Here is a 15,323-nt window from a genome sequence, read left to right on the forward strand (position 1 = left end):
CAAGGGTGATAAGAAAGAAGCCGAATAAGTACCCCTATAAAAGAAAATGCCAGTCAGTTCTTAACTGACTGGCATTACGCCAAAGCGGGTTTTTTAAACACACTCTATAAATTATACAGCTTGCTGAATAATTACGTTGTCTGCCTTTTTAGTGTACTGAGGCATACGGTGAAAGTTCAAGTAACGGTAGGTATCTGCTGCCGTTGCATTGATCTTCGCTGCGTATTCTTGGTACTCAGTAGGTGTAGGTAATTTGCCTAAAATTGCTGCTACTGCTGCCAGCTCTGCTGATGCTAAGAATACGTTTGCCCCTGTACCTAAACGGTTAGGGAAGTTACGTGTAGAAGTAGACACAACCGTTGCTTTGTCCGCAACACGTGCTTGGTTACCCATACACAGTGAACACCCTGGCGTTTCAATACGTGCACCAACACGACCAAAAATACCGTAGTAACCTTCGTCTGTAAGTTGGTCTTTATCCATTTTCGTTGGTGGAGCAACCCAAAGCTGTGTTGGGATACGCCCTTTAAAGCCATCGAGTAATTTACCTGCAGCACGGAAGTGACCAATATTAGTCATACAAGAACCGATAAATACTTCATCGATTTTCTCGCCTGTCACATCAGAAAGTAGGCGTGCATCATCAGGATCATTTGGCGCACACAGTACTGGCTCTTTAATCTCAGCAAGGTCGATTTCAAGTACGTGTTTGTACTCTGCGTCTTTATCAGCTTCCATTAGCTCTGGGTTTGCTAACCAGTCTTGCATTGCAGTAACACGACGTTCAATCGTACGTACATCGCCGTAACCTTCAGAAATCATCCACTTAAGCATAACAATATTAGACTCAAGGTATTCGCTGATAGACTCTTTAGAAAGCTTAACAGTACAGCCAGCAGCTGAACGCTCTGCAGATGCATCGGATAGCTCAAACGCTTGCTCAACCGTTAAGTGCTCAACCCCTTCAATTTCTAGTATGCGACCAGAGAATTCGTTGATTTTACCTTTCTTCTCAACCGTTAATAGGCCTTCTTTGATACCAAAATAAGGGATAGCATGTACAAGGTCACGTAAAGTGATACCCGGTTGCATTTCACCTTTAAAACGAACCAAAATTGATTCAGGCATATCTAGTGGCATTACACCCGTTGCAGCTGCGAACGCTACCGCCCCCGAACCTGCTGGGAATGAAATACCTAATGGGAAACGTGTATGTGAATCACCACCCGTACCTACGGTATCTGGTAATAACATACGGTTTAACCATGAGTGAATTACACCGTCACCAGGGCGAAGCGATACACCGCCACGATTCATAATAAAATCAGGAAGCGTATGGTGCGTGTTTACATCGATTGGCTTAGGGTAAGCGGATGTATGACAAAAAGACTGCATTGTTAAATCTGCAGAGAAACCTAAACAGGCTAAGTCTTTAAGCTCATCACGCGTCATAGGACCTGTTGTATCTTGCGAGCCAACCGTGGTCATTTTAGGTTCACAGTATTGGCCTGGGCGAATACCGGCAACGTTACATGCTTTACCAACCATTTTTTGCGCAAGCGTAAAGCCTTTGTCTGATACTTCAGTCATTGCTGGTACTTTAAATACGTCAGTTGCGCCTAAACCTAATGATGTACGTGCTTTGTCTGTAAGACCACGACCAATGATCAATGGAATACGACCACCAGCACGAACTTCGTCTAAAATTACCTCTGATTTAAGTTCAAATGTAGAGATCACATCATCAGTACCATGACGTTTCACAACACCTTCATAAGGGTAGATGTCGATTTGGTCACCCATGTTGAATTCATCAACATTTAATTCGATTGGTAACGCACCCGAGTCTTCCATTGTATTGAAAAAAATAGGCGCAATCTTGTTACCTAAACATACACCACCCACGCGCTTGTTTGGTACGAATGGGATATCATCCCCCATAAACCAAAGCACAGAGTTTGTTGCAGACTTACGCGAAGAGCCTGTACCAACAACGTCACCTACGTAAGCAAGTGGTAAGCCTTTAGTTTTTAATTCTTCAAGCTGAGTGATTGGACCTACTTCACCGTCTTTGTCAGGGTTAATACCATCACGCTCATTTTTAAGCATAGCTAATGCATGAAGTGGAATATCAGGACGTGACCATGCATCTGGTGCTGGTGATAAATCATCTGTGTTTGTCTCGCCAGTGACTTTAAATACCGTAACAGAGATTTTTTCAGCAACGGCTGGCTTATTGATAAACCATTCTGCAGCAGCCCAAGACTCTATAATTTGCTTGGCGTATGCATTACCTGCTTTTGCTTTTTCTTCTACATCGTAGAACGCATCAAACATTAATAATGTGTTCGAAAGGCCTTTTACTACAATTGGCGCTAACGCTTCGTCATCAAGTAGTTCAACCATTGGCGCAATATTGTAGCCACCGAGCATAGTACCTAGTAACTCAGCTGCTTTTTCTTTAGAAATCAACGGAGAAACAGCTTCACCTTTAGCAACAGCCGCTAAAAATCCTGCTTTAATGTAGGCTGCATCATCAACACCTGGTGGTACGCGGTTGATCAGTAGTTCTAGGATGAACTCTTCTTCACCTGCCGGTGGCGTTTTAATTAGCTCAATAAGATCAGCCGTCTGCTGAGCATCTAATGGCGCTGGTACGATACCTAACGCGGCACGTTCTTCTACGTGTTTACGATATTCTTGTAGCACAGTATTGCCCTCTTGGTGACGTTAAAGTATTCGGTGGTGTTTACTAAACACACCATAACCCAATACTTATAGTATTCTATCTGCCGATTATAAAGCTTTTGTGCATAGATTAAAATCCATCCAGTTAGGCAACTAGTTATACCGATTATTAATAATATGAATAGTGAAAAAAGTAAAACCAAATCCCATGAATACCTATTAAGCAGCCATAAAAAAACCCAGCCTAAGCTGGGTTTTTACTCAATAATGAGGCTATTAACGTAATACTTTTACACGTTTAATAGATTTTACGTGTGCTTCAACGCGGCGGTTTTCAGCATGCGCTTTTGCCGTATTCGCTTCATTTTTAAGGCGTTCTTCACCTAAACCTGCCGTTGTAATGCGATCTTCTGCAATACCATCAGCAATTAGCTTTTTAGCTACTGCATCAGCACGTTTTTTAGATAACCATTTATTGTAAGACGCTTTACCTACTGCAGACGTATGACCTTCAAGAAGCACTGTTGTATCTGGGTACTCTTTTAAGAAAGTCGCTACTTCATCAATATCATTTAAGTACTGCTGTGAAACTGACGAGTCATTGTTAGGGAATGTTACTAACAAGCTTACTGTTACTTCAGTATCTTCATAAAGTGTACAACCATCGCTACCAACAGCATCTGTCATAGGTGTATTGGCACATTTATCATCTACATCAGGAATGCTGTCTTTATCTGTATCAGCAAGTGCTACCGGCACAGGAACAATTTCTGGCTCTGGCTGTGGTGCAGGCTCAACCGGTGCTACTGGCGCCGATTTTTGACCAAAGAAGTAGTTTATACCTAATTTAGCGCCAACATCTGTGTAGCCTTTGTCTAAACCTTGGTAAACACTGGTTTCAGCATTAACAAAAAAGTTGTCTGTAACAAAGTGTCGGTAACCTACACCTGCGTTTACAAACGTGTTGTCATCAACAACATCAATATCTTTCAGACCAAATAAACCGTAGAAAGGACCGCCACCAAAGTGGTAAAGTGCATCGATACCGTAACGTTCGCCGTCAATATCGTTGCGGTTATTCAATACTTTGTCGTGAGCATTAAAGTCTAGGTCTGCGTACTCTAAACGCGCACTCCAGTAATCATTAAAGCGGTAGCCTAATTCAGCACCCCAGCCTGTTGACTCATTAACGTCAAGGCCAGCTTGCTCACGCATGTTTTTCCACGAAGCATCGTAATAATCGCCGAATGCACCGATGTAAAAGCCTTCTTGCTCGGCTGCGAAAGTAGATGCGCTAGTTGCAGCTAACGCAATAGCCATTGTAAGTGATTTTAATTTCATTGTTTTCTTCCCATTTTAACAACTAAAAATGTAGCTAAGCATTGCTAGCTCTTCTAACTTACCTATACAGTAACTGAGTCTTTGTTAATCAATACTTAACGCAAATATATTTTTTCAATATCTAGGATAATAAAACTAGCTCATAAAAAATGTCGATGAACACAGGCTAGCTCAAAAAGCAAACAATCGCTTTAAACCCCACACGATCACTGGCTTTTATGGAGTTATGGTATCACCCGTTCATAGTTTGCTCTATGAATGAACGTCGCTGGGGTAAAAAATGACCTTTTATATTCATTTTAAAATGCAAAAAATCATACTTAAGTACCACAAAAAGTACGATAATTCTTATCATCTTCGGGCGGCGTTTGAAACTCTGTGGCCTGCACATGGTTTGTGTAAGGGCTCGCCATCACTTTGCTAAAACGACTGAGTAGCTCACTATCCCCATGCGTAGTGTACTGAGTAATAATATCTTCAATAATATGGTTACGTGGGATCACGCTCGGATTGGCTTGTCGCATCACTTGATAGCTGTGCTCATTAGTTCGTGTTTGCCATTGCTGTGCCCAAGAGGTAAGTGCTGATGGTATTTCAGCTTGCCCATTTAACGACTCAGTGAGTGCATTAAAAGTATTGGTATAATCAAGCTGGTGTTGTTTTAATAACCCTAGTAACTCCCCCACCAACTCATTATCTTTATCATCCGCGACTGTTAACCCTAACTTTTGCGCCCACATCGCGCTAAATTGTTGGTTAAATTGCGTTGAAAAGCCCTCAATTAAAGGCGTCATCATTGCCACCGCTTGCTCGTCATCGTCACTGATCAGCGCTATTAGACTCTCTGCTAAGCGGGCACAGTTCCAACTTGCCATGTTTGGCTGATTACCAAACGCATAACGCCCTTGTTTATCAATAGAGCTAAACACGGTATCAAAATCAAACTGGTTCATCATGGCACATGGGCCGTAATCTATGGTTTCACCACTAATTAAGGTGTTATCGGTGTTCATAACACCATGAATAAACCCCACCCTCATCCAACTTACGACTAATTTGACTTGGTTGGCGATCACTGCAGCTAAAAAATCTAAATAACGCTGAGCGCCAGTGCTGTTAATCTCGGGATAGTGTCTTTGAATGGCTAAGTCGGCTAAGTTTTTTAGGCTAGTAACGTCACCTTGAGTGGCTAAATATTGAAACGAGCCCACCCGAATATGACTGCTGGCGAGTCGGGTTACAATAGCACCTGGTTGAGGTGGGTTGCGATAGACGGTTTCGCCACTGCCAACCACGGCTAAACAACGCGTTGTTGGAATGCCAAGCGCGTGCATAGCTTCGCTCATTACGTACTCACGAATAGCTGGACCTAATGCACAGCGGCCATCGCCTCCGCGCGAAAATGGCGTAGCACCAGCGCCTTTTAATTGCAGATCCCAAAGCTGATTTTTATCATCGCTAATCGCACCGAGCAAATGCGCCCTACCATCCCCTAGTCGCGGTGAAAAGTGACCAAACTGATGACCAGAATATCCCAGTGCCACCGGAGAAATCGCTTGGGGTTCATTACCGCTAAATATATTTGCTCGGGAATCTGCATCCACTTGTATATTAAATTGCTTAGCTAGGGGCTCATTCCATAACAATAACTGTGGCGCTGTCACCTTGGCTGGATGATCGCTAATTGCAAACCCCTCACCAATGTCGGTATACCTTGGCACTAATTTCATAATTAATCCTATTGTTTTTGGCTGATACCTACGCGATTGTCGCCTACACCATAAGCGACAATTAAGCTTAGCTCTTGCATGCTTAAGCCGCTTTGCTGCTGCAGTTCATTAAAGAATGCCTGCGCCGCACTTAGTGACTTTTTAGTTTGTAATCCGCCATCTATAATTTTATGGGCACGCAAATAGCTTTCTACGTCTCTTGAAAGTAAAAAAGTATCTTTTCCTAAGGCGCGCAGCGCATAAGGGCCGGTATTACCACCAAGCCTTGCACCATGCTTTTTTAAATACGCCCACAAGCCAATAATATCTTCACTTGGCCAGTTAGCAATAAACTCACTAAAGCTGCCGTATTGCTCTGCAACTTCGTGGATCATATACGCATTTTCAGTAATAGTTTTTACTTTTTTATAGTTGCGTACAATCCGCTCATCACTGGCTTTTTGCTCAAGCATATCCGGTGGCATCATCAATAGCTTTTCAACACTAAAGTCCCAGAAAACCTCTCTAAATCCGGCCCACTTACTGTTGATCACCGACCAATAAAAACCACTTTGAAAAACTTTCCGAGTAAATTCTTCTAGCCAATCATCATCACTTAATGTGACGAGTTGCTTTGTTGATAAAGGTTTTGCGAGTAACAACTTAAGCATTTTTTCAGAGCCCTTTCGCTCTACCGCTCGCTTATAAATATCACTAAATTTTTCCATCTGCTTAATACCTTACTTCGACAATAGTACTAGTGTACGAGAAAAGCAGCTAATACGTAATAACTGTCAATCAGGATGAATCTATCTATATTTAGTCACTTGACACCTAGACGGCTAAAGTGGTTTAATCGCCACACTTACCCTATTACATTGTATTTGCTGATTGATTTTTCAATAGCAAGTGCAAAGGGCTGGAAGAGGTGCGTTATTCAGGTAGCGTATGTTAGGAGCGCAAACTCCATTGAGCATACGTGAGGGGAATTAACGCCGAGAGGTAACACTTTTTTGTGAAAGGTTGCTTCGGGCGACTAGGTTGAATCCTAGCGACTGTCACCAATAACATATTTGGTGGAGAGCTTCTGGTCTTAGTATAATAAGGCCGTGCGCCCTATTATTTAAGCCCATTCGCTCTTCGAATTATAAACACATTCAAAGAGTCAGGCATCCTAAATACCCGCCAAAAACTCGACGAATGCCCTATAAGTTCGTGAGAGATGATCAACAACTTCAATATTAACAATTTCCATTTATGGACTGCGCTGATCACCCCATTTGATCAAAATGGCCTAGTTGATTACGCAACCTTAGACACCTTGGTGGCCGAACAAGAAGCCGCTAACAATGGCATTTTACTGCTAGGTAGCACCGGCGAAGGGTTAGCCCTTACCCTCAAAGAACAGCAAGCCATCGTAGAGCATGTCTGCCAATTACAGCCGAGCGTCCCCCTTATGGTTGCGGTAGGCGGTAGTAACTTAAAGCAACAGCTTGAATGGGTTAATTACTGCAACCAGCTGCCTATCCATGGTTTTTTACTCGGCTCGCCTTTGTATGCCAAACCCGGTGCAGTGGGGCAAACGCATTGGTTTGAAAGCTTACTCAATGCCAGTTCTCATCCTTGTATGCTTTATAACGTACCAGGACGTAGTGCGGTTAGCATTCCCATTGCAACCATTGAAAACCTCAAACAACATAAAAATTTATGGGCACTGAAAGAAGCCAGTGGCTCTATCTCTCAATTTGAAGCCTATCGACAAGCAGCGCCTGAACTAGCCATTTTTAGTGGTGACGATGCCCTCATGCCTTATTTTGCCCAAGCAGGTGCAAAAGGTTTAGTGTCGGTTGCAGCCAATGCATGGCCAGTGCAAACCCATGAGTTTGTAAAGCGCAGTTTAAGCGGCCAACACCCTAATCTTTTTGTCCAGTGGTCTAGTGCTATCAATAGCTTATTTTCAGTAGCCAACCCTATCCCAGTCAAAGTGTTAATGCATTTACAAGGGCGTATTGGCAGTCCGTATTTACGCCCACCTTTAACACACCTTGAGCTGACACACACAGATGACATTTCATCGGCAAACAACACCATTTTATCTTGGCATTAAATACAGGTTTTTATAATGAACTGGTTAGAACTATTAAATAATTTAGAAACGGGCGCGGTTCGCGCAGCAACACAAGACGAAAACGGCCAATGGCACGCTAACGTAGAAGTAAAGCAAGGCATTTTAGAAGCCTTTAAAAACGGTCAAAACACCGAGTTTGCTGGCGGTTTTGTTGATAAACATAACTTAGCGCCGCAAAGCTTTGAAGCCACAGCAGGCGTTCGCATGGTACCCGGTGGTTCAAGTGTGCGCCGTGGTGCACATGTTGCCAAAGGCACTATTATTATGCCACCTGCGTACGTAAATATTGGTGCATTTATTGACGAGGGCACTATGGTAGATAGCCACGCGCTCGTAGGGTCGTGTGCTCAAGTAGGTAAAAATGTGCATTTAAGCGCAGCGGTACAATTAGGCGGAGTACTTGAGCCCATTGGTGCCAGCCCTGTGGTCATAGAAGACGATGCATTCATTGGTGCAGGCTGTGTGATTGTTGAAGGCGTGGTAGTTAAAAAAGGCGCGGTACTTGCCCCAGGTGTTCGCTTATCTGCAACCATCCCTGTTTATGACTGCGTAAATGAGCGCCAGCTTGATAAAGGCGAAGCAATCCCTGAATACGCGATTGTGATCCCTGGATCTCGCCCTGCGTCAAACGATTGGGCGCGCGAGCAAGGCTTAAGCATGTCGTGTGCGTTAATTGTTAAATACCGTGACGAGCAAAGTGATGCGTCATTATTGCTTGAAGAGGTTTTACGTTAATGACCTTTTTGAGCACGCCCGTTAAAACCGCTATTGATAAGCTAGCAACTGAGCTTGATACGCCCTTTTTTGTTTATGATCTTGATTCACTAAACACACATTTAACGCGTTTAGTGGCACAAACCGAGGTAAAACTCTGGTATGCAGTTAAAGCGAACCCGTTATCTAGCGTGATCCAACGCTTAAATAACGCTGGTTTTAACTTTGATGTCGCCAGTAAAGGCGAGCTTGAGCAAGTCCTTGCTCAAGGAATTAACAGTGAACGCGTGCTCAACACGGGGCCTGCAAAAAGCCCTAAACAAATTAAGCACTTTATTGCGCGTGGCGTGCGTACCTTTGTGGCCGAAAGTCTCAATCAGGTACGTTGGCTCAACGAACAAGCGATTGCTCAGCAGTGCCAGTTGCAGGTTTTATTAAGGGTACAATTACGCTGGCCCGAGGGTGATAAAAACCCGCTAGGGGGCGATAGTCTTACTCCATTTGGCTTAGGGTGCGACGAGTGGCAGGCGCTAAATACCAGTGACTACTGTGCACTTAATTTTGACGGTCTGCATATTTTTCAGTGGGGCAACATGCTTAGCAGCGACAAACTCGCTGAGCTGTGGACACAAATGATTACGCCGTTAAGGCAACTTGCTGAGGATTTAAATATTAACCTCAAGGTGCTGGATTTAGGTGGTGGTTTAGGTATTCCCTATACGCTTGATACGCCCACTCTAAGTTGGGATGCACTCATAGAGGCGCTTGCAAAAATTAAATGCGATGCGGGGGTTACTGAGCTATGGATGGAACTAGGTCGCTACGCTGTAGGCGAATGCGGCCACTACGCCACACCTGTTGTTGAGCGTAAACTAAATTACGGCCAACAACAGGTGATTATGAGCGGCGGCATTAATCATTTATTGCGCCCTGCGGTCACCAGTCAAGATTTCCCTGCGCGTTTATTACGAGATTCAAACGCAGCAAATCAAGCAATGAGCCTATACGGCCCCTTATGTACTGCACTTGATTGCTTAGGAGAGCACCAATTACCCAGTGATTTAAATGAGCAAGACTGGCTAGTATTTAGTCAATGCGGTGCCTACGGTTTTACCGAAAGTATGCCGTACTTTTTATGCCATGAGCTGGCCGGTGAATATGTTATCCACAATGGCGTATTGAGTTGCGTGCGACAAGCAGAAGATGCAAGCCACTACTTGAGATAAAAAAGATGAATAACACCATAGCTATAAGCCAAGAAAACATTGTAGTTGGCGAAGTCGCAAACGGACTACCACTGACTATTCCTGTGTATCGTTTAAAAGGCGATGGCACCGGCCCAAGTGTGTATGTACAAGCAAATATGCATGGCGCAGAAGTGCAAGGCAACGCGGTAATTTACCAATTACTTGAGCAACTAAAAACACTTAATTTAAAAGGTGATATTACCTTAGTTCCTTACGCTAACCCCATTGGCTGTAATCAAAAGTCGGGGGAATTTACCCTTGGCCGATTCGATCCCATTACGGGGACTAATTGGAATCGCATGTATCACTGCAATAATAAACTGGCGACCCAGTTTGCACAGCAGTTCAGCGATGCCGATGATAAGATTCTGAAAACAGCCTTTAAAGCCGCGTTAATTAATGACGTTGAGCAACAACTCAACGGCCCTGATTATCGTTTAACAACGGGGAAACGGATTGCGCTAAACTTACAAAAATTGGCGCATCAAGCAGATATAGTTTTAGATTTACACACCGGCCCTATTTCTAGTCAGCACTTATATTGCCCTGAGTATGCGACCGATAGCGCGCGTTACTTTAATATTCCCCATGTGCTGGTTATTCCTAATGACTTTGATGGCGCAATGGATGAAGCAAGCTTTTGTCCATGGTGGCAGCTTAGTGAGCAACTTGCTCAGCAAGGGCGTGAATTTAACGTGCAAGTTGAAGCCTTTACGGTAGAGCTTGGCAGCCAAGAAAAAATCGATTTAAGCGCGGCACTAGACGATGCCAATAGTATTTTAAGTTATTTAAATCATAAGCAAGTATTTGTTGATGCCCCCTACAAGCCAAAATTGATGACAAGATATGGCTGCCAACTAAATGATTATATCGCTTATTACGCCCCCATGGGTGGCATGGTCGAATACCTAGCACCTCTTGGCGGGCATGTTAAAGCTGGAGAACCCATTGCTAAAATACTGCGAATGGAGCGCTATTTAAGCGAACAACCGCTGCAAACTCTAAGCTTTGATCTCGATGCAATTGCGATATTGCATTTTGCCTCAGCGAGTGTGAATCAAGGTACCGAGCTGTATAAATTTTTTACCAACGTCTTTGAGCTTTAGCTCACCCCTTCTCATTGCGTGAGAGTTAGCTAGTAAATAACTAGTTACACAGTAAAAGCGACTTAGGTCGCTTTTCTTTTTAAAGTATTAAAGTTCAGGACAAATTCACCATTTATGTGTTAAAAAGGCGCTATAATTAGCAAAATACTGACTTCCCTCACTTACAAAGGAATTATAATGAGTTGGCGCCATTGGATACTACTTTCTACATTACTCAGCACAACCGTTGCTGCTGAAGAAACAGCGAATAACGAGCAAAACAATGAACTTGAGCTGGTAAAGCAATGTATTTTAAATGAAGTGATCGGTGGAGACGGTAAGCAAACCCTCGATCAATTACGTAAAAAGTGTTCTGCCGTTGAAGAAAGCAAGCAGCTAACGGCTATCGACAAACGCCAAGCCCGTGAAGCGGTTGGTAAAAAAAATCGTAATGTAATTACCCCGCATAAACGTAATTATATTTTACCTGTTTCTTATATGTCGAACCCAAACACTCGCCCGTTTGATGGATTTGCAGAGTTAACCGATAAAAAAGATGGCGACCCACTTGATAACTTAGAAGCTAAATATCAGCTATCAATTAAAGTGCCTTTGTATGATGAGTTTGCTGACTCAGACCAAGCGATATTTTTTGGCTTTACTTTGCAGTCATACTGGCAAGTATATAACGACGATATTTCTTCCCCTTTTCGTGAAACCAACTACGAGCCAGAAGTATTTTGGATTAATTACTTAGACCCTGAAAACGTTTTATGGGGCGATGAAATGGCAATAGCCATTGGTATTTCGCACCAATCTAATGGTCGTAGTCAGCCAAACTCGCGTTCTTGGAATCGCATTTATGCCGATTTCATTTGGGAAAAAGACGGCTTTGTATTTAGCTTTAAACCTTGGTATCGCATTCCTGAAAACAAAAAGCCTGCGCCGTTAGATGCACGAGGTGACGATAACCCAGATATCTATAAATACATGGGTTACTTTGAATTTGGTGGCGCGTATCGCTTTCACGATCATGAATTTAGTTTTATGACCCGTAATAATTTAAATTCAGATAACCGCGGGGCAATTCAGCTTGATTGGTCATTCCCTCTATGGGGAAGAGTTCGCGGCTACGCACAATATTTTAATGGCTATGGCGAGAGCTTGATAGACTATAACACCGATATTGAACGCTTTGGTGTGGGTATATTACTGACAGATTTACTGTAAAAAACGCTTATAAAAAAAGCCAAGCAACTCGCTTGGCTTTTTCGTTTATTTTATCACTTTTTAACCACAAACTGCCCTTCAAACTGGGCAACTACTTGGTCACCATCAAAAATGGTTACTGGTACTAAATAGCTCGCCTTACCCGCCTCTTGTAACTCATTTAAGTTCCCTTTACAGGTTTGAATATTCACACAGCCCTTAGGGTCAGTATTCAGTGGCTTTAAATACTTAATGTTGGCATCTGCTAACACGATATTGCCCTCAAGTCCGGCTTCTTTTAATGCTAAATACGTTGCTCCCCAACCCGTTAATGTAGCTAGGCTATAAATAGAGCCCGCAAACATAGTGTTGTGTAAGTTTAAGTTAGCATTTAAATCTGCACGAGTAGTAAATTGCCAATCAGTGTAGCTTTCTACTTTTATTCCCATAGCATCACTAATGGGGATTGATTCACGCCATGTGTTTTGCAGTACTTGAGTCCAATTAGGGTGGCGAAACCAACCTGGCTCACTCGGTTTGAGCTTAACCATTTTGTAATGCTGTACATCACCATAAGCCAAATGTGCTTTTTCTTTATTTTCATAGCCATGGCGCTGATAAAATTCCAGTGCACGTTCGCGAGCAAACAACACTAATTCATCAGCATCTTGATTCCACGCTATTTTTTCTAGCTCATGTAGTAAACGGCTACCAATATGTTGATTACGGTTACCCTCTGCAACCGCCATATAACGTACTTGAGCTTGTTGCTGATTATTAAAGTGCAAACGAGCCACACCCAATACTTCACCCGCTTTATTTTTAATGAAGCGATGCTCAGCCTCTTGCTCTAAATCGTCTTGCTCAGAGCCCCGAGGTTCGCCCCATGGGGCACGTAAAATCTGCCAGCGTAATTGGTAATAGGCTTGCCAGTCTTCACTACTTTGTGGGGTGCTCACTTGAAACATACATACTCCATAAATTAAAAATGTAAAATATTACGCTGTGCATTTTGTGAAAAACACCATACTCGATCTGGATAAAACTGCAAATAAGACTTTGGTGCTGAGAAAACAGCTGTAAAAAATTAATGACAAAAGCCGTTGCGATTTACCTCTGCTGGTTTATGCTCAATAGCATGAATAAATATATCCATTACAGTAGTGGCCTGATCAGCCAACATTTTATTGAGCATAGTTCATCGCTAGGCCAGTTACTTTATTGGCATAATCAGCATGGTGAGCACATACAAGTAAGAGAGTATCAACAACTTCGCTGGCTACTCATAAATAACACGTTGCAGTCTGTTATTTTAAAAGCAAAACCACATGCATTACTGTTTCCACACCTTGCTTATTTAGCAACGGCTTGGCAACAGCTACCTGCGCCTAAAAAAGTACTCGAACTGGGGTTAGGTGGCGGTGCCATTCGTAATTACTTATTAGAACAGTATCCTCAAGTGCAGGTTACTTCAGTAGAGAAAAGCCCCCATATTATTGACTGTTATCAACAATTTTTTGCCCCCAGTGAACAACAACAGATTCATTGCGAGGATGCGCAAACAATTTTAAAATCAGCAGAGCATATGGACTGGGTCATTTTAGATTTATTTAGTGAATTAGACGCCCCGCGATTTTTATTTGATTCATGCTTTTATCAAACAATTTATGATGCACTTGATCAACAGGGCATCTTATTTATTAACTTTTTATCGCAGCACTCATCACAACTCACTCAGTTACAACATGTACTACTGACTGTATTTGGGAAGGCTATTAGTATTCAAAAAATTACCGGCTTTGTTAATCATATTGTGATTGTAAAAAAAGCACGTTAAGCGGTTAAATTAAAGGTAACCGGCCCATCGTTACATAAACTCACCTGCATATCGGCTGCAAATTCACCGGTCGCGACCTTAATACCGAGTAATTTAGCCTGCTCTACAAAGTAATTATATAGCGCTTGCGCTTGGTCTGGTGTAGCTGCCGATGAAAAGCTAGGCCGCATGCCTTTTTTTGTATTGGCTGCGAGCGTAAATTGCGATACGACTAACAGTTCGCCTTGTATGTCTTTAAGGCTGAGATTCATTTTATCGTTTTCGTCATTAAAAATACGGTAATTGGTGACTTTGTGTAATAGTTTATCAGCGCTGCTTTCATCATCTTCTTTTTCCACCCCCAGCAATAATACAATGCCTTGTTTAATTTCACCGACAAGCTGTTGGTCTATCACCACATTAGCATGTGTTACTCGTTGAATTAATCCCTGCATTTACTCTGTATCCTCTGCTTGTTGATCTTTTTTATTGTAATGCTGCATGTTAATACACACGGTGAATTCAGCGCCTAGTAGCACCACGACCCACGACAAGTAAACCCATACAAATAAAATAGGAATGGTTGCTACCGCACCATAAATCACTTCGTATGATGGAAAATGGCTAATGTACAAAGCAAAGCCTTTTTTGGTTAGCTCAAATAACATGGCAGCAAATAGCGCACCGGGAACGGCTGCTTTAAACGAAACGCGAGTATTAGGCACTAAGGTGTAAAGCATAATAAAACCGGCCATAGAGATCGCATAAGGGAGTAGCTTTAACAAGAAACCACTAAACCCTGGGATCCCCTGATCGGCAAACGATACCAACGACACAATATATGAGGTTACACCGATACTGGCGCCCAGTAACACGGGCCCTAAGCTGAGTACCATCCAATATACGGCAAACGATATCATCATCGGGCGCTTTTTCTTTACTCGCCAAATACGGTTTAGCGTGGCATCTACATTACGAATAAGTAGCAAGGCAATGGCTGCTAAAAAGCCAATACCTACTGCCGTCATTTGATTGGCATTACTGGCAAACGAGCTAATATGCTCTTTAATAACACCAGAAGAGGTGGGCACAAAATTAGTAAACAAAAAGCTCTCAATGGCTAAGCGGGTCGACTCAAATCCTGGAAAAGCAGAAAATATTGCCACACCTACAGCAATAAGTGGGACTAACGAAAGTAAAGTAACGTAAGCTAAATACCCTGCATTAATGGTTATTTGATCGTCAATACAGCGATTAAAATATTGCATCCACCAGCCTGGTTGCAGTTTTAAAAACGCCTTAACTTGCTGTTTATAATGGGAGAGCTTATCATTCATACAATTAACTTTGTTGGTGAGCTTTTGATTATAATAACAATCAAGGCCA

General features: G+C 42.6%; 13 protein-coding genes and 1 riboswitch. Of the genes, 6 read left to right on the forward strand and 7 right to left on the reverse strand.

Annotation, left to right across the window (positions count from 1 at the left end):
- Positions 1-111: 111 nt before the first annotated feature.
- The 4 genes from acnB to QL984_RS08490 form a co-directional block, all read right to left on the reverse strand.
- Entirely contained in the window at positions 112-2,709 is a 2,598-nt protein-coding gene (gene acnB, locus QL984_RS08475; RefSeq protein ID WP_013463816.1) for a bifunctional aconitate hydratase 2/2-methylisocitrate dehydratase, read from the reverse strand.
- A gap of 255 nt (positions 2,710-2,964) precedes the next feature.
- Positions 2,965-4,029, reverse strand: a complete 1,065-nt coding sequence (locus tag QL984_RS08480; protein ID WP_013463815.1) for an OmpA family protein — start codon at positions 4,027-4,029, stop codon at positions 2,965-2,967.
- A gap of 320 nt (positions 4,030-4,349) precedes the next feature.
- Complete coding sequence (locus QL984_RS08485) at positions 4,350-5,759, reverse strand: protein adenylyltransferase SelO family protein (protein ID WP_128583487.1); 1,410 nt, start codon at positions 5,757-5,759, stop codon at positions 4,350-4,352.
- A gap of 8 nt (positions 5,760-5,767) precedes the next feature.
- Positions 5,768-6,466 carry a DNA-3-methyladenine glycosylase I gene (locus QL984_RS08490; RefSeq protein ID WP_128583486.1) on the reverse strand — a complete coding sequence of 233 codons (699 nt, stop codon included), beginning with the start codon at positions 6,464-6,466 and terminating at the stop codon, positions 5,768-5,770.
- A 187-nt stretch (positions 6,467-6,653) separates the two neighbouring features.
- A riboswitch (Lysine riboswitch) is annotated at positions 6,654-6,833 on the forward strand.
- A 127-nt stretch (positions 6,834-6,960) separates the two neighbouring features.
- Here QL984_RS08490 and dapA point away from each other — a divergent pair.
- From dapA to QL984_RS08515, 5 genes are all read left to right on the forward strand, one after another.
- Entirely contained in the window at positions 6,961-7,845 is an 885-nt protein-coding gene (gene dapA / locus QL984_RS08495) for a 4-hydroxy-tetrahydrodipicolinate synthase (RefSeq protein WP_013463811.1), read from the forward strand.
- A gap of 15 nt (positions 7,846-7,860) precedes the next feature.
- The gene (locus QL984_RS08500; RefSeq protein WP_013463810.1) at positions 7,861-8,601 is read left to right on the forward strand and encodes a 2,3,4,5-tetrahydropyridine-2,6-dicarboxylate N-succinyltransferase; all 741 of its coding nucleotides are present in this window, start codon (positions 7,861-7,863) and stop codon (positions 8,599-8,601) included.
- Positions 8,601-9,806 carry a PLP-dependent decarboxylase gene (locus QL984_RS08505; protein WP_024601193.1) on the forward strand — a complete coding sequence of 402 codons (1,206 nt, stop codon included), beginning with the start codon at positions 8,601-8,603 and terminating at the stop codon, positions 9,804-9,806. Before QL984_RS08500 ends, QL984_RS08505 begins: the two co-directional genes overlap by 1 nt.
- Positions 9,807-9,811: 5 nt before the next feature.
- Positions 9,812-10,933, forward strand: coding sequence for a succinylglutamate desuccinylase/aspartoacylase family protein (locus QL984_RS08510; RefSeq protein WP_058154012.1), 1,122 nt, complete (start codon positions 9,812-9,814; stop codon positions 10,931-10,933).
- 177 nt (positions 10,934-11,110) lie between these two features.
- Positions 11,111-12,142 carry a phospholipase A gene (locus QL984_RS08515; RefSeq protein ID WP_138764763.1) on the forward strand — a complete coding sequence of 344 codons (1,032 nt, stop codon included), beginning with the start codon at positions 11,111-11,113 and terminating at the stop codon, positions 12,140-12,142.
- A gap of 53 nt (positions 12,143-12,195) precedes the next feature.
- Here QL984_RS08515 and QL984_RS08520 read toward each other — a convergent pair whose 3' ends face one another.
- Positions 12,196-13,089, reverse strand: coding sequence for a bifunctional GNAT family N-acetyltransferase/hotdog fold thioesterase (locus QL984_RS08520; protein WP_138764762.1), 894 nt, complete (start codon positions 13,087-13,089; stop codon positions 12,196-12,198).
- A 122-nt stretch (positions 13,090-13,211) separates the two neighbouring features.
- Here QL984_RS08520 and QL984_RS08525 point away from each other — a divergent pair, with 122 nt between their 5' ends.
- Positions 13,212-13,958, forward strand: coding sequence for a fused MFS/spermidine synthase (locus QL984_RS08525; protein WP_138764761.1), 747 nt, complete (start codon positions 13,212-13,214; stop codon positions 13,956-13,958).
- Here the strand turns inward: QL984_RS08525 and dtd are convergent.
- Both dtd and QL984_RS08535 read right to left on the reverse strand, forming a co-directional pair.
- Positions 13,955-14,392 (reverse strand): D-aminoacyl-tRNA deacylase, encoded by a 438-nt coding sequence (gene dtd, locus QL984_RS08530; protein ID WP_033102725.1) that lies wholly within the window; start codon positions 14,390-14,392, stop codon positions 13,955-13,957. The two genes, QL984_RS08525 and dtd, sit on opposite strands and share 4 nt — an antisense overlap.
- Complete coding sequence (locus QL984_RS08535; protein WP_013463803.1) at positions 14,393-15,274, reverse strand: virulence factor BrkB family protein; 882 nt, start codon at positions 15,272-15,274, stop codon at positions 14,393-14,395.
- Positions 15,275-15,323 lie beyond the last annotated feature (49 nt).

Source organism: Pseudoalteromonas sp. APC 3495 (genome assembly GCF_030407645.1).
GTDB lineage: Bacteria > Pseudomonadota > Gammaproteobacteria > Enterobacterales > Alteromonadaceae > Pseudoalteromonas > Pseudoalteromonas tetraodonis.